Source organism: Streptomyces sp. NPDC046379 (genome assembly GCF_055587785.1).
Genome location: NZ_JBVJFP010000015.1, coordinates 102780 through 122676 on the forward strand (window position 1 = coordinate 102780; position 19897 = coordinate 122676).

A 19897-nucleotide genomic window follows, 5' to 3' on the forward strand; every position below is an offset into this window, starting at 1 on the left:
ACGAGCTTCAGACGAGCTTCAACACTGCAAGGAGCCGCACCTGTGAGCAGTGCCGACGACCAGACCGAGTCGCGAGTGACCACCAGCAGCGAACTGCGCGCCGACATCCGCCGACTGGGCGATCTCCTCGGAGAGACCCTCGTCCGGCAGGAGGGCCCGGAGCTGCTCGACCTCGTCGAAAAGGTACGCCGACTCACCCGTGAGGACGGCGAGGCCGCCGCGGAGCTGCTGCGCGGCACCGAACTGGAGACCGCGGCCAAGCTGGTCCGCGCCTTCTCCACCTACTTCCACCTGGCCAACGTCACCGAGCAGGTCCACCGCGGCCGCGAACTGCGCGCCCGCCGCGCCGCCGAAGGCGGCCTGCTCACCCGTACGGTAGACCGGCTCAAGGACGCCGACCCCGAACACCTGCGCGAGACGGTCCGCAACCTCAACGTCCGCCCCGTCTTCACCGCACACCCCACCGAGGCCGCCCGCCGCTCGGTCCTCAACAAGCTCCGCCGCATCGCCGCCCTCCTGGACACCCCCGTCCTCATGGAGGCCGACCGGCGCCGCTTCGACACCCGCCTCGCCGAGAACATCGACCTCGTCTGGCAGACCGACGAACTGCGCGTCGTCCGCCCCGAACCCGCCGACGAGGCCCGCAACGCCATCTACTACCTCGACGAACTCCACGCCGGCGCCGTCGGCGACGTCCTCGAGGACCTCACCGCCGAACTCGAGCGCGTCGGCGTCAAGCTCCCCGACGAGACCCGCCCCCTCACCTTCGGCACCTGGATCGGCGGCGACCGCGACGGCAACCCCAACGTCACCCCCCAGGTGACCTGGGACGTCCTCATCCTCCAGCACGAACACGGCATCAACGACGCCCTGGAGATGATCGACGAACTCCGCGGCTTCCTCTCCAACTCCATCCGCTACACCGGCGCCACCGAGGAACTCCGCACCTCCCTCCAGGCCGACCTCGAACGCCTGCCCGAAATCAGCCCCCGCTACAAGCGCCTCAACGCCGAAGAGCCCTACCGGCTCAAGGCCACCTGCATCCGCCAGAAGCTCGAGAACACCAAGACCCGCCTCGCCAAGGGCACCCCCCACGAACCCGGCCGCGACTACCTCGGCACCAGCGAACTCCTCCAGGACCTCACCCTCATCCAGACCTCGCTGCGCGAACACCGCGGTGCCCTCTTCGCCGACGGCCGGATGAACCGCACCATCCGCACCCTCGCCGCCTTCGGCCTCCAGCTCGCCACCATGGACGTCCGCGAACACGCCGACGCCCACCACCACGCCCTCGGCCAGCTGTTCGACCGACTCGGCGAGGAATCCTGGCGCTACGCCGACATGCCCCGCGAGTACCGCGCCAAGCTCCTCGCCAAGGAACTCCGCTCCCGCAGGCCCCTCGCACCCACGCCCGCGCCCGTCGACGCCGCCGGCGCCAAGACCCTCGGCGTCTTCCAGACCGTCAAGCGGGCCCTGGAGGTCTTCGGACCCGAGGTCATCGAGTCCTACATCATCTCCATGTGCCAGGGCGCCGACGACGTCTTCGCCGCCGTCGTCCTCGCCCGCGAAGCCGGCCTCATCGACCTCCACGCCGGCTGGGCCAAGATCGGCATCGTCCCGCTGCTGGAGACCACCGACGAGCTCAAGGCCGCCGACACCATCCTCGAGGACATGCTCTCCGACCCGTCCTACCGGCGCCTCGTCGCGCTCAGGGGCGACGTCCAGGAGGTCATGCTCGGCTACTCCGACTCCTCCAAGTTCGGCGGCATCACCACCAGCCAGTGGGAGATCCACCGCGCCCAGCGCCGGCTGCGCGACGTCGCCCACCGCTACGGCGTCCGCCTGCGCCTCTTCCACGGCCGCGGCGGCACCGTCGGCCGCGGCGGCGGCCCCACCCACGACGCCATCCTCGCCCAGCCCTGGGGCACCCTCGAAGGCGAGATCAAGGTCACCGAACAGGGCGAGGTCATCTCCGACAAGTACCTCATCCCCTCCCTCGCCCGCGAGAACCTGGAACTGACGGTCGCCGCCACCCTCCAGGCCTCCGCCCTGCACACCGCGCCCCGTCAGTCCCACGAGGCCCTCGCCCGCTGGGACGCCGCGATGGACGTCGTCTCCGACGCCGCCCACGCCGCCTACCGCAGGCTCGTCGAGGACCCGGACCTGCCGACGTACTTCCTCGCCTCGACGCCCGTGGACCAGCTCGCCGACCTGCACCTGGGCTCGCGGCCCGCCCGCCGCCCCGGCTCCGGCGTCTCGCTCGACGGACTGCGCGCCATCCCGTGGGTGTTCGGCTGGACCCAGTCCCGGCAGATCGTCCCCGGCTGGTTCGGCGTCGGCTCCGGCCTCAAGGCACTGCGCGAGGCGGGCCTGGACACCGTGCTGGACGAGATGTACGAGCAGTGGCACTTCTTCCGCAACTTCGTCTCCAACGTCGAGATGACGCTCGCCAAGACCGACCTGCGGATCGCCGGCCACTACGTCGACACCCTCGTCCCCGACGACCTCAAGCACATCTTCGACACCATCAAGGCCGAGCACGAGCTGACCGTGGCCGAAATCCTCCGCGTCACCGGCGAGGACGAACTCCTCGACGCCCAGCCCGTCCTCAAGCAGACGTTCGCCATCCGCGACGCCTACCTCGACCCAATCTCCTACCTCCAGGTCGCCCTCCTCAAGCGCCAGCGCGACGCCGCCGCCGCGGGCACCGACCCCGACCCGCTCCTGTCCCGCGCCCTGCTCCTCACCGTCAACGGCGTGGCAGCCGGCCTGCGCAACACCGGCTGACCCGGCGCACGGACGCGAGAACGCCGGCGCCCCTGCAAAGGGGGCGCCGGCGTTCTCGCGTCCTACGGCATCCCAGCACCGGCCGGACAGGACGGCCGGCGCGCCCGGCCCGCCGTATGTCACACCACCGCGAACGCCGCCGTGACCAGCGCCAGCCCCGCCCCCGCCATCGCCCCCGCCACCCGTGTACGCCCCAGACCCCCGGCCACCACGACCGACGCCAGCAGCAGCGCGCCGCCGAGCGGCACCCACGCGTACAGCACCCCCGCCGGACCGGACCGCAGGGCCTCGTCACCGTCCGGCTTCATCACCACGGTGTAGGTCTCGCCCTCGCGCACCGCAGCCGTGTCCTCCAGCACCGCCCGCTCCCGCACCGGCCACCCCCGCGACAGCGGCGCGTACGGGCCCGAACAGGAGCCGCCGGCGCACCCGGTCACCTCGACCGTGCCCCGCTCCCGGCCCTTGGTCAGCATCACGTACTGGGCGGACCCCCACGAGGCCCACACCCCGGCGACCAGGATCAGCGCCGCCACGGCGCCCATCGCCGCGAGCCGGCCGAAACGCAGCGCGGTGAACGCGCCCTGACGGGAGACGACGGCAGAAGGCATGGCCGCGATCCTTGGCCATGACCTCGCGTTCCGTCAACCTGGGCGGCTACGAGTTGTACGTCCCCTGCGCCCGCTCCAACCCCTCGATCACCAGGCACTCCACCGCGTCCGCCGCCCGGTCCACGAAGTAGTCCAGCTCCTTGCGCTCCGCCGACGAGAAGTCCTTCAGCACGAAGTCCGCGACCTGCATCCGCCCCGGCGGCCGCCCGATCCCGAACCGCACCCGGTGATAGTCCGAACCCATCGCCTTCGTCATCGACTTCAGCCCGTTGTGACCGTTGTCCCCGCCACCCAGCTTCAGCCGCAACGTCCCGTAGTCGATGTCCAACTCGTCATGGACCGCCACGATGTTCGCCACCGGCACCTTGTAGAACTCCCGCAGCGCGTTCACCGGACCACCCGACAGGTTCATGAACGACATCGGCTTCGCCAGGATCACCCGCCGGTTCCCCGGCCCCGGCGGACCGATCCGGCCCTCGACGACCTGCGCCTGCGCCTTCCCCGCCCGCTTGAACCGGCCCCCGATCCGCTCCGCGAGCAGATCCGCCACCATGAACCCCACGTTGTGCCGGTTCATGGCGTACTCCGGACCCGGATTGCCCAGCCCCACGATCAGCCACGGGGCACTGGCATCGGTCGTCACCTGCATCTCTCCTTGATACGCGCCAGCCGCTGCCCCCGACGGGGAACAGCGGCTGACGAAACGACGTCGGCGAGGATCAGGCCTCGGCGGCCTCATCGCCCTCGGCGCCCGCACCCTCCGGGGCCTCCTCCGCCTGCGCGGCCAGGACCTGGATGACGACCGCGTCGCCGTCCACCGCGAGCTTGGTGCCCTTCGGCAGCGTGATGTCCTTCGCGTGGATGGAGGCGCCGGCCTCCAGACCCTCGACGGACACCGTCACGGACTCGGGGATGTGCGTGGCCTCGGCCTCGACCGGAAGCGCGTTCAGCACGTGCTCCAGCAGGTTCCCGCCCGGGGCCAGCTCGCCCTCGGTGTGGACGGGGATCTCGACCGTCACCGTCTCGCCGCGCTGGACCAGCTGCAGGTCGACGTGCTCCAGGAAGCCCTTCAGCGGGTCACGCTGCACGGCCTTCGGAATCGCCAGCTCCGTGCTCTTGCCGTCGATGTCCAGGGAGATCAGGACGTTCGGCGTACGCAGCGCCAGCAGCAGGTCGTGACCCGGGAAGGTCAGGTGCAGCGGGTCCGAACCGTGGCCGTACAGAACACCGGGAACCTTGTTCGCGCGGCGGATGCGACGGGCCGCACCCTTGCCGAACTCGGTGCGCGTCTCGACGGCGAGCTTCACCTCGGACATGTTGATCACTCCTCGCAGAGGTAGAACGGACGGGGTCACCCGGCCAACGAACGGCCTGCTACGAAGAGCGCGTCGATAACGGACCGCCGCAGTCGCCGGAAACACGTTCCGGAACGAGTACGGCCTCCCTCGCCGAGCAACTCCAGCAGGATACTCGGCAGGGGAGGCCATACCCAAAACGATCTTCACGACGGGATGGGACGGGGAAGGCGACAGGGCTTGGGAACAGGCTGCAGAACCCTTACTGCACCAGCCTTGCCGACACCCCCCACCGCTCCTACTGCTCGTCGAACAGGCTCGTCACCGAACCGTCCTCGAACACCTCACGCACCGCCGACGCGATCGTCGGCGCGATCGACAACACCGTGATCTTGTCCAGATCACCACTCAGCTCACCCGGCGTCGGCAACGTGTTCGTGAACACGAACTCACTCACCCGCGAGTTCTTCAACCGGTCCGCCGCCGGACCCGACAGCACACCGTGCGTCGCCGTCACGATCACGTCCTCCGCACCGTGCGCGAACAACGCGTCCGCCGCCGCACAGATCGTGCCGCCCGTGTCGATCATGTCGTCCACCAGCACACAGACCCGGCCCTTGACCTCGCCCACGACCTCGTGAACGGTCACCTGGTTCGCCACGTCCTTGTCACGCCGCTTGTGCACGATCGCCAGCGGCGCACCCAGCCGGTCGCACCAGCGGTCCGCCACCCGCACCCGGCCGGCGTCCGGCGACACCACGGTCAGCTTCTCCCGGTCCACCTTCTTGCCCACGTAGTCCGCCAGCAGCGGAAGCGCGAACAGGTGATCCACCGGACCGTCGAAAAAACCCTGGATCTGATCCGTGTGCAGATCCACCGTCAGCAGCCGGTCCGCGCCCGCCGCCTTCATCATGTCCGCGATCAAACGCGCCGAAATCGGTTCACGACCCCGGTGCTTCTTGTCCTGACGGGCGTAACCGTAGAACGGCACGATGACGGTGATGGAGCGGGCCGACGCACGCTTCAACGCGTCGATCATGATCAACTGCTCCATGATCCACTTGTTGATCGGAGCCGTGTGGCTCTGAATCAGGAAGCAGTCCGCCCCACGAGCCGACTCCTGATACCGCACATAGATCTCGCCGTTGGCGAAATCGAAGGCCTTGGTCGGGACAACCCCGACACCCAGCTGCTGGGCGACCTCCTCGGCAAGCTCGGGGTGGGCGCGGCCGGAGAAGAACATCATCTTCTTCTCGCCGGTCGTCTTGATCCCGGTCACAGCACTTTCTCCTCAGAGGTGTCTCAGCCGATCACGACACGACGTCCGAACCCGGACGAACCGACATCGTCACAGCTGGTTGGGGGTGCGGGTGTGCACTTATCACGGTACGCCGTCCCAGACGCACCTGTTTCCGGTCAGCCTTCGCCACCCGGCTCCCGGGACGCCGCCTCGGCCGCCTTCGCCGCCGCGCTCCCCGGACGCTTACGAGCCACCCAACCCTCGATATTCCGCTGCTGACCACGGGCCACAGCCAACGAACCGGGCGGCACATCCTTCGTGATCACGGACCCCGCGGCCGTGTACGCGCCGTCCCCCACCGTGACAGGCGCCACAAACATGTTGTCCGAACCCGTCCTGCAGTGCGACCCCACCGTCGTGTGATGCTTGCTCACACCGTCATAGTTCACGAACACACTGGCCGCACCGATGTTCGAGTACTCGCCGATCGTGGCATCACCGACATAGGACAGATGCGGCACCTTCGTACCCTCGCCCACGGACGCGTTCTTCGTCTCCACATACGTCCCGATCTTGGACTTCGGCCCCAACCGCGTCCCCGGCCGCAAATACGCATACGGCCCCACCGACGCCTCCGGACCCACCTCCGCCCCGTCCGACACCGTATTGTCCACCCGGGCCCCCGCACCCACCCGCGTGTCCCTCAGCCGGCTGTTCGGACCCACCTCGCACCCCTCGCCGAGATGCGTCGCACCCAACAACTGCGTCCCCGGATGCACCACCGCATCCCGCTCGAACGACACCGACACATCCACCCACGTCGTGGCCGGATCCACCACCGTCACGCCGTCCAGCATCGCCGCACGCAACAACCGCTCATTCAGAATCCGCCGCGCCTCCGCCAACTGCACCCGGTTGTTGATCCCCACGATCTCCCGGTGATCCACCGCCACCGACGCCCCCACCCGATGCCCGGCCTCACGCAAAATCCCCAGGACATCCGTCAGATACTCCTCACCCTGACTGTTGTCCCTGCGCACCTTCCCCAGCGCATCCGCCAGCAGCCGCCCGTCGAACGCGAACACCCCGGAATTGATCTCCCGAACCGCCCGCTGCTCCTCGGACGCGTCCTTGTGCTCCACGATCGCCGTCACCGCACCCGACGCCGGGTCCCGCACGATCCGCCCGTACCCGGTCGCGTCCGGCACCTCCGCCGTCAGCACCGTCACGGCGTTCCCGTCCTCGGCATGCGTGCGCGCCAGGGCCAGCAACGTCTCCCCGGTCAGCAGCGGAGTGTCCCCGCACACCACGACGACCGTCCCGTCGACGCCCCCGCCCAGCTCCTCCAGCCCCATCCGCACGGCATGCCCGGTGCCGTTCTGCTCCGCCTGCACGGCGGTGCGCACGTCGGGCGCGATCGCGGCGAGGTGCGCGGCGACCTGCTCGCGCGCGTGGCCCACGACGACGACGAGGTTCTCGGGCTCCAACTCACCGGCGGCGGCCAGCACATGCCCCACCAGGCTGCGGCCGCAGATCTCGTGCAGAACCTTCGGTGTGGCCGACTTCATGCGGGTGCCCTCACCCGCTGCGAGTACGACGACGGCTGCCGGGCGGTTGGCGCTCACGGGATGCCCTTCGGCTGTGGGATGCGGGGTGACGTCCGCAGGATACCGGGGGTGGTTGTGGGGGGCATGAGTACGGGCCCTGACCTTGTGGGTCAGGACCCGAACCGAATAGTTGCTCCCCCGCCAGGACTCGAACCTGGAATGATCCATCCAAAGTGGATAGTGTTGCCGATTACACCACGGGGGAGTGCAAGCCCGGCTAATCGGACATTCCGTCGACCGGCTGGGCGGCTCCCAACACTATGCCGTACCAAGAGCCTTCGATGCGACGGTACAACTCCGCCCCCTTGAGGACTTTGATCACCAGACAGCCGCGGTACGACTCGCCGACGTTCTTGCGGACCGTCTTGGGGTTGTGCTTCTTGACGGTCGTCCTGTTGAACGCGGATCGGTCGGCGCCGACGAGGTGGGCCCAGTACTGTTCGGCGGCGGGGATGTCGGCGGTCTCATGGATCATGACCGTGTAACGGAGGCGCTCGCGCTCGACTCCGAGCAGGTCGAGCCAGGCGAGGAAGACCCGGATCATGCTCGGGTCGCTGTTGACGAACGCGACCGTCTCCCGTCGGCTGTAGGGCTTGTCCTTGCCGCCCTCGGCCCAGTAGAGGCCCACGCCGACCAGGAACAGCTCACGGCTCGTAAGCCTTCCGATCGACTGCTTCGCGGCTTCCTTCGTTCGACGTCGCTCCTCGTCGCGAATGCGCAGCTTCTCCTCCCAGCCGCGGCGAGCGATGGCCGAGGCCTCCTCCGGCGTGCGTTTGCGTTCCGGCTTCGGCAGATCCCGTACCCACAAGGACACCGAGCTCCTGGAGCAGCCCAGCTCCGCCTGGATCCGGTCGTACGTCCACCCCTGGAGTCGTAGCTCGCGGGCCTTCTCGCGGAGGTCGTCCTTGGCGCGGGGGCGCTTGGTCCAGGCCGGTGGGGGTTCGCCCTTGACGAGTTGGTGAGGACGTCGTTGTTGAAGATCTTCAGTTCGTCGCGGATCTGCCGGAGGCTGAGGCCCGCTCGGCGGAGGGCGACGGCCTGGGCACGCAGGGCTTCGAGGTCCGCGTACTTGCCGGTTGAATGTGCCATGTGCATACCGTCCGTGCGGAATGTGCGATTCCGGGGTCGAACGGGACGGGTTCATCAGTTCGGGGGATATCGAGCGGTTCGGTGGGGTTCGATTGCGGGGCCCGGTGCGGGGTGGTCGGAGAAAGTCGACGGAAAAGGCGTGCGGTGCGCCCGTAGGCTGGGGGCATGACCACGTCGGGGGAAGAAGACGCCGGGGTCCGGTCGGGGCCCTGGTGGTGGAGTCGGCGGCGCAGTGCGGTGCTGGACGGGTGTCTTGCGCTGGTGTCGGCGGTGGAGTGCGGGGCCGAGGGGATTCCGTTCGCGCGGGACGCGGGGATTCCGGTGGCCGCGGGTGTGGCGTTCGGGGTGCTGGCGGGTTCGACGCTGCTGGCGCGCCGGGTGTGGCCGATTGCCGTGGTGCTGGTGTCGGTGGCGATCGCGCCGGCGCAGATGGGGTTGCTGCTGACGGTCGTCGGTCTGTACACGCTGGCGGCGTCGGAGTTGCCGCGGCGGATCATCGGGTCGTTGGCGGGGATGTCGCTGCTGGGCACGTTGGTGGTGACGTTCGTGCGGGCGCAGCAGGACATGACGAGTGGGGAGTTGTCGCTCGGGGACTGGTTCGTGCCGTTCATTTCGATCACGGCGTCGTTGGGGGTGACGGCTCCGCCGTTGTTGCTGGGGCTGTATGTGGGGGCCCGGCGGCGGTTGATGGAGAGTTTGCGGGAGCGGGCGGACAGTCTGGAGCGGGAGCTTCAGTTGTTGGCGGAGCGTGCGGAGGAGCGTGCGGAGTGGGCGCGCAGCGAGGAGCGGACGCGGATCGCGCGGGAGATGCATGACGTGGTGGCGCACCGGGTGAGTCTGATGGTGGTGCACGCGGCGGCGTTGCAGGCGGTGGCGCGGAAGGATCCGGAGAAGGCGGTGCGGAATGCGGCGCTGGTGGGGGACATGGGGCGGCAGGCGCTGACCGAGCTGCGGGAGATGCTCGGGGTGCTGAGGAGTGGTGACGGGGAGGCGGGCCGGCGGGACCGGGCGGGGGTTCCGTTGGCTGCGGTGGGGGTGGCCGCGGCGGTGGCGGCTTCTCGTGCTGCGGAGGAGTCGGACGGGCCGTGTCTGTCCGAGCTGGAGGAGTTGGTGGGGCAGTCGGAGGCGGCCGGGATGGTCGTGGATCTGCGGGTGGAGGGGGAGGTGCGGTCGTATGCGCCGGAGGTGGAGCAGACCGCGTACCGGGTGGTGCAGGAGGCGCTGACGAACGTGCACAAGCATGCGGCGGGTGCGAAGACGTATGTGCGGTTGGCGCACCGGGTCTCGGAGATCGCGATGCAGGTGGAGAACGAGCCGCCGCCGGAGGTGTCGTCGGCGTCGTCGGCCCGGTTGCCGTCGGGGGGCAATGGGCTGGTGGGGATGAAGGAGCGGGTTCTGGCGCTGGGCGGGGTGTTTGTGTGCGGTCCGACGGATGCGGGGGGTTATCGGGTGTCGGCGGTGATTCCGGCGTCGTAGCCGGGGCGGGGGTCTTTGGTGGAGGCCGTCGTGTGTGGGGGTGGGCCGCTGGGGGGTGTGGCCCGGCTGTGGTCAGGCGGTGGTGAGGCGTTGTGGGGTGAGGCCGGTGATGAGGCCGGTGAGGGCGTGGTCGATGTCGGGGCCGAGGTACCAGTCGCCGGTGTGGTCGAGGGCGTAGACGCGGCCTTCGGTGTCGATGGCGAGTATGGCCTGGGTGTCGGCTTCGGCGCCGAGGGGGCTGACTTCGGTGCCGAGGGCGCGGCCGAGGTCGCCGAGGGTGCGGGCGAGGTGGAGGCCGTGGAGGGGGTCGAGGTGGAGGGTTGCGGGGGCGATTTGGCGGCCGGGGCCGGTGGGGGTGATGTGGAGGTTGCCGAATTCGGCCCAGGCTTCGACGGCGGCGGGGAAGACGGCGTGGCGGTGTCCGGCGGGTGAGGTGTGGCCGCGGAGGGTGTCGGCCCAGATTTCGGCTTGTTTGATGTCCCAGCGTCCGGGTTGCCAGCCGGCGGCGCGGAGGGCGGCGTCGACGGGGACGGCGAAGCGGGTGGTCGAGGTGCGGTCGGTGTGCATCTGCCCTTTGTTCGTTCGGGGTGGGTGGTGTGGGGGTGTGGGGCGGGTGCCGGTCAGGCGGCGGGTGTCGTGGGGTCGACGATGCGGACGCCGAAGTGGGCGCTGAGGGCGGTGCAGGCGCGGCAGGGTGGGGCGAAGCTGCCGTGGAGGGGGTCGCCGTCCTCGCGGATGCGGCGGGCGGTGAGTTTCGCCTGTTTGAGTGATTTGCGGGCTTCGCCGTTGGTCATGGGTTTGCGGGCGGCGCGTTTGCTGCGGGCGGCGTCGGCGTTGGTGAGGTGCCGGGAGATGAGGATGGTCTCGGCGCAGCGTCCGGTGAAGCGGTCGCGTTCGGCGCTGGTGAGGGTGTCGAGGAAGTCCTGGACGAGGGGGTGCAGGGCTGGTGTGTGGTCGCCGCGGGCGGCGGTGCCGGTGAGGGTGGTGCCGCGGACGGAGAGGGCGGCGGCGACGGTGGGGAGTATGCCGTCGCGGCGGTGGCGGAGGGTGGGGGCGTGGGGGGTTCGGGTGGCGCTCCAGCCGATGCGGGGGTCGCCTTCGGGTGCGTTGCCGGGTTCGCCGGCGTGCGGTCCCGTTTGCGTCGCGTTCATGATCGTTTTTCCCCTCCGTGCATCCCCCCGGCGGACACAGAGTGCCAAATGCCGTGGCTGGTGGGGAAGCTGGGGCGGCGCGACACGCCCGTGTTCGGGTGGTCCGTGACGGTGACGTGTCGGCTGGTCACAGCGGGTGGACGTGGTGGCGGGGGTGGTCGGTGGGTGGGTCGGGGCCGCGGTGACCTGCGCCGGTGACCGCTTTCCCGGTACCGCATAGGCTGTCGGCGCACCGCGATGTGCGCGGGCAACGCGCAGGGAAGACAGTCGACACCCGCAGGGGGCAACCGCCATGACGACAGGTCGGCTCGGGCTGGGGTCGCCTCCCGGCCGTCAGGCCGGGGGACAAGCCGTGCCGCCGAACGCGGCGTATGCCGGGCAGGTCGTGCATTTCCCGGATCCGGTCCGGGCGGCGCGTCACCCGAGGGGGGTGCGGGTGGACGAGCGTGGTTACCCGGATTTCTCGCCCTATGCGCGTGCTGCGGTGGAGATCGCGGATCCGCCGGAGGGTTTCGGTGTGGACGAGCTGCGGCTGACGGATTACGTGTCGGCGAACGCGGCGCTGGCGGCGAGTGGGCACGCGTTGTGGGACACGGTGCCGGCGGTGGCGACGCCGCACGGCTGGACGTGGCATCACGTTGCGGGGTCCCGGCGTCTTGAGTTGGTGCCGGTCGAGGTGAAGGCGTTGCTGCGGCATCACGGCGGTATCGCGACGGCGGCCGTCGATCAGTCGAAGCGGGGTACGCGTCCGTTGCAGGAGACGCGTCCGGCGCACTTCGGGCTGCCGAAGTCGGGTGTGGCGGTGTCGGAGGCCCAGGTGCTGGGGGTCGAGGAGGATCTCGGTTACCGGTTGCCGGGGGCGTATCGGTCGTTCCTGAAGGCGGCGGGTGGTTGTGCGCCGGTGGGTACGGCGTTGGACGCCGAGCTGGGGCTGTTGATCGATCAGCCGTTCTTCACGGTGCGTGAGGAGGCGGCGGTCAATGACCTGGTGTACGTCAACAAGTGTCTGCGTGACCATCTGACCAAGGACTACCTGTGCGTGGCGTTCGTGCAGGGCGGTCTGCTGGCGGTGAAGGTGAAGGGCGAGCGGGTCGGTTCGGTGTGGTTCTGCGCGTACGACGACGTGCGGGACGCCGATCCGGCGTGGTCGCCGGCGGAGCGGGTGGAGCGGTTGCTGCTGCCCTGCGGGGAGGACTTCGACGTCTTCCTGTCGCGGTTGGCGGGGTCTCCGCCGGAGCTGGAGACGGTGGCGAATCTGATGGTGGACGGCGGGTTCGCGCGGGTGGCGCCGGTGTCCGGTGCGGTTTCCGGTGGGGGGAGTGACTGACGATGGTGACGTTCGCGCAGGCGCAGGAGCGCGCCGAGGAGTGGATCAACGGTGATGTGCCCGCGTACCAGCATCGTGAGGTGCGGGTGCGGGAGTTCGAGCTGGGGTTCGTGGTGTGGGCCGAGGACCGCGCCGACGGGCCGCGTTCGGACGGGGGCGCGCAGCGGTTGGTGATCGCCCGGGACAGCGGAGAGGCCACGTTGTGGCCGTCGTTGCCGGTGGGTGAGGTGATCCGCCGGTACGAGGAGGAGTACGGCCGTCCGGAGGCGGCCCCGGAGCCTCAGCCGCCGGCTGCGGCGCGGGTGGATCTGAATCAGACGTCGTTCCTGTTGAGTCCGCCGGAGTGGCTGCAGGAGGCGGCGGACCGGTTGGGGATTCCGGACCGGCGGAGTGGCGGGACGGACGGTACGGACGGGGCGGGGGCGCGGTCGGGGGGCGCGCCCGAGTCCGTGGGGGCTTCTGCGGGTGGTTCCGGGGCCGGTGCGGGTTCGGCTTCCGGGGTCGGCGCGGGCTCGGGGGCCGGTTCGGGTTCCGGTTCCGGCGGTGGTGCGGCCTGGCCCGCTGCCGCGGCGCAGGAGGAGGGTGCGCCGGGCACGCCTGCGGGGGCGACTCCGTGGGCGGGTACGGACACCAATGCCGAGGTGGGCGAGGACCGTTCGGTGCCGTTGCCGGCGACGGTGTTCGCGCCGCCGCTGAGCGGCTCGGACGACGAGACGCCGCCGCCCGTGGCGCCGCCGGAGGCGCAGACGGCTTTGATGGCCGGGGGCAGTGGGCTTCCGCCGACGGCGGTGGCGCCGGTGCTGGGCGGGCCGGGAGGGCCTGTGCCGCCTGGGGCGCCGGGTGGACCGGGTGCGTCGGTGCCGCCTGGGGTGCCGGGTGGTCCTGGGATGCCGGGTGCGCCGGGGATGCCGGGTGGACCGGGCGGGCCCGGTGCGCCGCAGGGCAGTCCGCCTCCGCCGTCGCAGGCGCCGGGTACGCCGACGCCTCCGCCCGGAGCGCCGGGTACGCCGACGCCTCCGCCGGCTCAGCCGGGCCGGCCGGTGCCGCCGGACGCCGGGGACATCGCCGAGGCCGCGACCAGCAAGGCCGCGCCTCCTCCGCGCCGGGTGGGTGCGACGCCTCCGCCTCCGCCGGGGGCGCCGGGCACTCCGGGCGTCCGCCCGGGGAGCACGCCGCCGCCTGGTGTGCCGGGGGGTACGGGGGGCGCGTATGTCCCGACGCAGATGGTGTCGTCCCTCGGACCGGACGGTCCGGGTCCCGTGCCGCCGCCCGCGCCTCCCGGTGCTCCGGGGGCCCCGGGCGCGCCTGCGGCTCCGGGTGCTCCGGGCGCCCCTGGTGGTACGCCCCCCGGCGGTGTTCATCACGCGGCGACGATGCTGGCCGACCCCTCGACGGGCGGGGCTCCGCATCCGCCGGGTGCGCCCGGCGTGCACGGCTCGGCCGGGGGTGCGCGCGGTGCGGTGCACCACGCCGAGACGATGCTGGCCGGTCCCGCGGTCGGCGGCCCCGGCGTGCCCCCGCCTCCGCCGGCTCCCGGTGTGCCCGGCATGCCCGGTCCGGGCGGCGCGCACACCCCGCCGCAGCCGATGCACCACACGCCGCCGCAGCCCGTGCCGCCCGGCCCGCCCGGCGCCGTGCCGCCGCCGGGTGCGTACGGCTATCCGCAGCAGGCCGGCGTGCCCACGGTCGGCCCCGGCTACCAGGCGGTCCTGCGCTACCGGGCGCAGGACGGCTCCGAGCAGCAGCTGATCCGGCGTTCCGCGCCGGGCATGCCGCATCCGGAGTGGCAGATCTTCCACGAGCTGCGCGCCATGAACGTGCCGCCGGACCAGGTCCTGGAGCTGCACACCGAGCTGGAGTCCTGCCAGCTGCCGGGCGCCTACTGCGCGCGGATGATCCGTGAGCAGTGGCCGCAGGCCCGCATCACGAGCATCGCCCCCTACGGCACGGATCACGCGAGCCGTCAGCAGGGCATGCGGCAGCTCCTCGCCCACCAGGGTGAACTGCACCAGGTGGCCGACGGTCCCGCGCGCCCCGCGCCGGTGCGTGCGCCGTTGCCGCCGGTGCCGCCTGCGCCGCCGATTCCGCCGGAGGGCGTGGCGCAGGAGCTGGCGGGGGCGTTCGGGCCGGGGGTGTTCCGGTTCGAGCAGCCTGCGGTGTCCCGGCAGGGCGTGCCGCCGGTCGTCGCGCACACGCTGGTCGTGGCGGGGCTGCCGCTGGACATGGGGCCGTTCTTCTGGGCGCAGGCCCAGCCGGGGCGGCCGGTGCCGACGCTGGCGGAGCTGGCGGCGGAGCGCGGGGTGCAGCCGGCGCCGGACGCGGGCTCGTACCTCGTCATGGGCAGCGATTTCGGCAAGGCCATCTGTGTGCAGTACGGGACCGCGCACATCGTCGCGGTGCCGGTGGAGGCCGGGCCGGGCGGAGCGCCGGTGCCGCCGCAGTTCGTGAACACCGGCCTGCCGGAGTTCGCGCGGTGCTTGGCCCTGTTGGGCCGGATGTGGCGGCTGAGGTTCGGGCTGAACCAGGAGCAGGCGGGCCGCTGGACCGTCGACTTCCAGGCACAGCTGGCCGCGCTGGACCCGGCGGCGCTGGGGTCGCCGGAGAGCTGGTGGTCGGTGCTCCTGGAGCAGATGTGGGACGGCCTGCTGTGAGGTTTTGACACCTGCGGGGGTGCGCGAGCGAAGGGGGCGTGCCCGGTCGGACGACGACCGGGCACGCCCCCTTCGCCGTGCGCGGCGTATGGGGTGCGGGGTGCGGTGCGCGCGGGGTGTGCGCGGCGTGCGAAGGGCGGGCTGCGGGGTGTGGCGCGCGCGATGCCCGGAGTGTCGCATTATGAACATTTCCTGCTGGTCCACCAAGATGTGCGCAACCGCAGCGAAAAAGTCATACCCGCATCATTCGAGAGGTCTCGGAATGAGCAGCGCACCGGTGTCACCCCACGGCTTCGTGACCGTCCGGGGGCGCGGCTACCGCCCCGACCAGGCCGATGCGTTCGCCTCGGCGCTCTCCGGCGAACGCGATGCCGCCTGGGAGCGTGCCGCCCGCCTCACGGTGCTGGCGCGGGAGATGGAGGAAGGGCTGGAGGAACTGCGGGAGACGGTGGCGGGGCTCGCGCCGCAGACGTACGAGACGCTGGGGGAGGGCGCGCAGCGTGTGTTCCGGTTCGCGTGCGAGGAGGCGGAGTCCGTGCGCGAGCGTGCGCGGCTCGCGGCCCGGGAGTGTGTGGCGCGGGCGCGGGAGCGGGCCGAGGAGGTGCGCCGGGTGGCGCGGGAGGAGGCGGACGCGCTCCTCGCGGAGGCCGACGCGCGGGTGCGTGAACGGCTGGAGACGGCGCGCGCCGAGGCCGACGAGATCCGGGTCGCCGCCCGGCGCGCGCTGAAGGAGGAGCGTGCGCGCCGACTCGTCGTGCTGCGCGAGGTGCGGCAGCGGACCGAGGCGCTGGTGACCGGGCAGGAGCGGGAGCATGCCGAGCGCTGGGCGGAGGTGGAGCGGGAGGCGGGGGAGAGCGCGGCGGCGCTGGACGCGAGCAACGCCGGACGGATCGCGCGGGCCGAGCAGGCGCTGGCGGAGGCGGAGCGGGCGCTGGCCGACGCCGAGCGGGGAGCCCGGCGCCGGCAGGAGGAGGCCCGTGCCCGTGCCGCGGAGATCATCGCGGAGGCCCGGCTGACGGCGGACGGCATCGCCCGCGAGACCGAGCGGGTGCTGCGCGAACACGGGGAGCGCTGGGACGCCGTACAGGCGCAGATGGACGCCGCGCGGAACCGGATCGAGGAGCTGACCCGGCGTCGTACGCCGGTCGAATGACGACTACGGTCGTCCGCCGGTCCGCCGGCCCGCCGGTCTCTGCACGCGGCCTCGGTCCTGGGCGGCCGAGACCTCCGCTGCCTGCGCTGTTCGTCCGACGCGCGGCGGCCGGACAGCAGGGTGCCGAGCCAGCCGGAGGCGAAGCCGAGGGGGACGGTGACGATGCCGGTGGTGGTGCCCTCATGCCGGGCACCAACCTCGTCTCCGGCTCGCCCGTCTCCGCCTTCCCCGTGGCCGACTCCACCCGCTTCCCGTTCACAGTTGTCAAACCGGCCGGTCGGTATGCGCTTTCTGCGCGCCGGCGAGGAACCCGTTCCTCATGCGCATCGCCTTCCTGCTGCACAACGCCTACGCCGTCGGCGGCACGACCCGCACCACGCTGAACCTGGCGGCCGCCCTCGCGCCCCGCCACGAGGTGGAGCTGGTGTCGGTCTTCCGGCACCGCGCCGAACCGTGGTTCGCCGTCGACCCGGCGCTGCGCCTGCGCGCCCTGGTGGACCGGCGGGACGGCTCGGCCGACCGCGCCCACCCGGAGTACGGGCTGCTCGGCGGTCGCTTCCCGCGCGGGGACAGCCGTGCCCCGCAGTACCACCGGTTGGCGGAGCGGCGGATCGTTGAGTGGCTGGGCGCCACGGACGCCGACGCCGTCGTGACCACCCGCACCGGACTCAACGTCCTCCTGGCCGGGTTCGGGCCCGCGCGCGCCCTGCGCATCGGCCAGGAGCACCTCACCCACGACTCGCATCCGCACGCGCTCCGGCGCACGCTCCAGCGTCACTACGGCGCCCTGCACGCCCTCGTCACCACGACAGAGGCCGACGCCCGCGCCCACCGGACCGGCCTGCGCGTCCCCGGCCTGCGCATCCTGGCCATCCCCAACGGCGTCCCCGACCCCGGCGGCCCCTACGCCGACGCCGGCGCCACCACGATCGTCGCCGCGGGCCGGTTGACCCGAGTCAAGCGGTTCCCGACGCTGGTCGACGCCTTCGCCCGGGTGGCCGGCGACTTTCCCGGCTGGACCCTGCGGATCTACGGCGACGGACCCGAGCGCCGGGCCGTCGCCGACCGCATCGACCGGCACGGGCTGCGCGGCAGGGCCGAGTTGGCGGGGCTGGTGACGCCGCTGGAGCGGGAGTGGGCCAGGGGCTCCGTCGCCGCGGTCACCTCGGCGCGTGAGTCGTTCGGCATGACGATCGTCGAGGCGATGCGCTGCGGGCTGCCGGTCGTCAGCACCGACTGTCCCCTGGGGCCGCGGGAGATCCTCCGGCACGGCATCGACGGACTGCTCGTCCCCCGCGACGACGTGGACGCCTTCGCCCGCTCCCTGCGCCTGCTCATGGCCGACCGCGGCCTGCGCGCCCGCATGGGCGAGGCCGCGCGAACGCACGCGTCCCGGCGCTTCGACCCGGCGGTGATCGCCGGCCGCTACGACGCCCTGCTCGCCTCGCTGAGCCCGCCGGCCCCAGCCGCCCCGGCCACCTCGCCGACCCCGCCGGCCCCGGCCGCCCCGGCAGGCGGTGGCCGGCCACGGTTCGGTGCGGTGCCTGTGGCGGTGGCGACGGTGCGGATCCGGGCGCAGGCGGTCGGGCGTCGGGTCGCTGGGTGGGGCAGGCGGTGAGGACGGGGTGTGTCCTGGGAGGGATGGGCCGAACGGTCGACTGTCCGCGCCGCCTGGACCCTCGGGCCGTCGGTCCTCGGCCCTCGGCCCGGGGACCGTTCGGCCCGAGGGCAGTTCGGTCCGAAGGCCGTTCAGTCCTTGAGGACCGGGAACCGTCGCGGCGCCAGCAGCAGGAGGGCGAGGAAGGCGAGGGCCGCCGCTCCCGCCGCTCCCAGATAGACGGCGTGGACCGCGTCCGCGATGGCTCTGCGGGTCGTTTCCGAGGCGGCCCCGGTTTCCAGGCCGTGGGCGATGGCGTCCAGGTTCGCCGCGTCGCCGACCCGGGAGGCCAGCACACCGTTGGCGACGGCCCCGAAGAGGGCCGCGCCCAGCGTCTGACCGGTCTGCCGGCAGAAGAGCACCGACGCCGTCGCCGTACCCCGTTCCGCCCAGCCCACCGTGGCCTGCACGCCGACGATGAGCGGAAGCTGGAACAGGCCCAGCGCCGCCCCCAGCAGCAGCATCAGCAGCGCAGGCTGCCAGGCCTCGCCCGGATACGGCAGGAGCGGGAAGGCGAGGAGGATCAGGGTGGCCAGGCCGATGCCGAGCATGGCGGAGTTGCGGAAGCCGATCCTGCGGTAGACGTGCTGGCTGTGCGCGGCGGAGATGGGCCAGGACAGCGTCCACACGGAGAGGACGAAGCCCGCGGCGACCGGGCCGAGGCCGAGGACGGACTGGGCGTACGTCGGCAGGAAGACGGTGGGCGCGACCATGAGCAGGCCCAGCGCGCCGAGGGCCAGGTTGACCGCGGCGATGGTGCGCCGGCGCCACACCCAGCCCGGAATGATCGGCTCGGCGGCCCGGCGTTCGACCACCACGACGACCACGACCAGGGCCAGTCCGGCGCCGAACAGGCCGAGGGACGGGGCCGACAGCCAGGGCCAGGCCACGCCGCCCTGGACCAGGGCGGTGAGCAGGACGCCGCCGCAGGCGAACACGGCGACCGCGCCCGCCCAGTCGACCCGCGCCCGCGGCATGGACTCCCGCTCGGGCTCGTGCAGGTGACGGACGATCAGCCACAGCGCGGCCCCGCCGACGGGCAGGTTGACCAGGAAGATCCAGCGCCAGTCGGCGTATCCGGCGAGCAGGCCGCCCACCGCGGGCCCGGCGACCGCCGACACCGCCCACACCGTGGAGAGCTTGGCCTGGATCTTCGGGCGTTCCTTGAGCGGGTACAGGTCGGCGGCCAGGGTCTGGACGGTGCCCTGGAGGGCCCCGCCGCCCAGGCCCTGGACGATGCGGAAGGCGATGAGCGCCCACATGTTCCAGGCCAGCGCGCACAGCAGCGAGCCCGCCAGGAAGACGGCCGCGCCGACGACCAGCACGGGTTTGCGGCCGAAGGTGTCGGAGAGTTTGCCGTAGACGGGCAGCGAGACGGTGACCGCGAGCAGATAGCCCGAGAAGAGCCAGGAGAAGACGGAGAAGCCGCCCAGGTCGCCGACGATCTGTGGTACGGCCGTGGCGACGATGGTGGAGTCCAGCGCCGCCAGACCCATGGAGAGCATGAGCGCGGCGACGACGGCGCCGCGTCTGCCGGTGTCCGGCGCCCGCCCGGTGGCGGTCCCTCGTATGCCGATGTCCTCCTGGCCCACGGGATTTTCCTTTCCCCTTGCACCTATCTGCCGGTGCACAGCTTCCCACTCGCACCTCATGTAGGGGCAGAGCGCGGCTTCGGAGCGGCTTCCCCTAGGGGTACCTCCGCACTACGGATGGGGGCGGGTTCGTACCGGCGGAGGACGAGGCGGCGAGTGCCGTTATTTAACCTGGCTTTACACCGTGAGGGGGGCGGGCACGGGCGGTTGCCTCAGTCCGGGGGGTGGGGTTTTCCCCCGGACAAGTGGGGGTTCAGCCTCATC

The 19897-nt window shown here is 71.7% G+C and carries 14 protein-coding genes, 1 tRNA gene and 1 pseudogene; 6 read left to right on the forward strand and 10 right to left on the reverse strand.

Annotated elements, in window-relative coordinates; genetic code table 11:
- Positions 1 to 42: 42 nt before the first annotated feature.
- Complete coding sequence (gene ppc / locus ACZ6KF_RS25195) at positions 43 to 2787, forward strand: phosphoenolpyruvate carboxylase (RefSeq protein WP_356628312.1); 2745 nt, start codon at positions 43 to 45, stop codon at positions 2785 to 2787.
- Between the two features lie 119 nt (positions 2788 to 2906).
- On the opposite strand, the gene ACZ6KF_RS25200 is transcribed toward ppc, so the two are convergent.
- From ACZ6KF_RS25200 to ACZ6KF_RS25230, 7 genes and pseudogenes are all read right to left on the reverse strand, one after another.
- Positions 2907 to 3395 (reverse strand): hypothetical protein, encoded by a 489-nt coding sequence (locus ACZ6KF_RS25200; protein WP_469158727.1) that lies wholly within the window; start codon positions 3393 to 3395, stop codon positions 2907 to 2909.
- A 46-nt stretch (positions 3396 to 3441) separates the two neighbouring features.
- Positions 3442 to 4044, reverse strand: coding sequence for an aminoacyl-tRNA hydrolase (pth, locus tag ACZ6KF_RS25205; protein ID WP_356628316.1), 603 nt, complete (start codon positions 4042 to 4044; stop codon positions 3442 to 3444).
- 70 nt (positions 4045 to 4114) lie between these two features.
- Complete coding sequence (locus tag ACZ6KF_RS25210) at positions 4115 to 4711, reverse strand: 50S ribosomal protein L25/general stress protein Ctc (protein ID WP_356628319.1); 597 nt, start codon at positions 4709 to 4711, stop codon at positions 4115 to 4117.
- Positions 4712 to 4988: 277 nt separating this feature from the next.
- Positions 4989 to 5969 carry a ribose-phosphate diphosphokinase gene (locus ACZ6KF_RS25215; protein WP_356628321.1) on the reverse strand — a complete coding sequence of 327 codons (981 nt, stop codon included), beginning with the start codon at positions 5967 to 5969 and terminating at the stop codon, positions 4989 to 4991.
- A 137-nt stretch (positions 5970 to 6106) separates the two neighbouring features.
- Positions 6107 to 7555, reverse strand: a complete 1449-nt coding sequence (gene glmU, locus ACZ6KF_RS25220; protein ID WP_469158728.1) for a bifunctional UDP-N-acetylglucosamine diphosphorylase/glucosamine-1-phosphate N-acetyltransferase GlmU — start codon at positions 7553 to 7555, stop codon at positions 6107 to 6109.
- Between the two features lie 115 nt (positions 7556 to 7670).
- A tRNA-Gln gene (locus ACZ6KF_RS25225) sits at positions 7671 to 7742 on the reverse strand.
- Between the two features lie 12 nt (positions 7743 to 7754).
- A pseudogene (locus ACZ6KF_RS25230) lies at positions 7755 to 8626 on the reverse strand (hypothetical protein).
- A 165-nt stretch (positions 8627 to 8791) separates the two neighbouring features.
- On the opposite strand from ACZ6KF_RS25230, the gene ACZ6KF_RS25235 reads away from it, so the two are divergent.
- A complete protein-coding gene (locus ACZ6KF_RS25235) occupies positions 8792 to 10102 on the forward strand; it encodes a sensor histidine kinase (protein ID WP_356628327.1) in 1311 nt (436 codons plus the stop codon).
- 72 nt (positions 10103 to 10174) lie between these two features.
- On the opposite strand, the gene ACZ6KF_RS25240 is transcribed toward ACZ6KF_RS25235, so the two are convergent.
- Positions 10175 to 10669, reverse strand: a complete 495-nt coding sequence (locus ACZ6KF_RS25240; RefSeq protein WP_356628329.1) for an SUKH-3 domain-containing protein — start codon at positions 10667 to 10669, stop codon at positions 10175 to 10177.
- 53 nt (positions 10670 to 10722) lie between these two features.
- Entirely contained in the window at positions 10723 to 11253 is a 531-nt protein-coding gene (locus tag ACZ6KF_RS25245) for a YwqJ-related putative deaminase (RefSeq protein WP_356628331.1), read from the reverse strand.
- Positions 11254 to 11545: 292 nt separating this feature from the next.
- On the opposite strand from ACZ6KF_RS25245, the gene ACZ6KF_RS25250 reads away from it, so the two are divergent.
- The 4 genes from ACZ6KF_RS25250 to ACZ6KF_RS25265 all read left to right on the forward strand — a co-directional run bounded on the left by ACZ6KF_RS25250 (position 11546) and on the right by ACZ6KF_RS25265 (position 18002).
- The gene (locus ACZ6KF_RS25250; protein ID WP_356628333.1) at positions 11546 to 12580 is read left to right on the forward strand and encodes an SMI1/KNR4 family protein; all 1035 of its coding nucleotides are present in this window, start codon (positions 11546 to 11548) and stop codon (positions 12578 to 12580) included.
- 2 nt (positions 12581 to 12582) lie between these two features.
- Positions 12583 to 15231 (forward strand): SUKH-4 family immunity protein, encoded by a 2649-nt coding sequence (locus tag ACZ6KF_RS25255; protein ID WP_469240465.1) that lies wholly within the window; start codon positions 12583 to 12585, stop codon positions 15229 to 15231.
- Positions 15232 to 15493: 262 nt separating this feature from the next.
- Positions 15494 to 16384 (forward strand): cellulose-binding protein, encoded by an 891-nt coding sequence (locus tag ACZ6KF_RS25260; RefSeq protein ID WP_469240467.1) that lies wholly within the window; start codon positions 15494 to 15496, stop codon positions 16382 to 16384.
- A 319-nt stretch (positions 16385 to 16703) separates the two neighbouring features.
- Complete coding sequence (locus tag ACZ6KF_RS25265) at positions 16704 to 18002, forward strand: glycosyltransferase family 4 protein (RefSeq protein ID WP_469240469.1); 1299 nt, start codon at positions 16704 to 16706, stop codon at positions 18000 to 18002.
- A gap of 131 nt (positions 18003 to 18133) precedes the next feature.
- Here ACZ6KF_RS25265 and ACZ6KF_RS25270 read toward each other — a convergent pair whose 3' ends face one another.
- Complete coding sequence (locus tag ACZ6KF_RS25270) at positions 18134 to 19693, reverse strand: MFS transporter (RefSeq protein ID WP_469240470.1); 1560 nt, start codon at positions 19691 to 19693, stop codon at positions 18134 to 18136.
- Positions 19694 to 19897 lie beyond the last annotated feature (204 nt).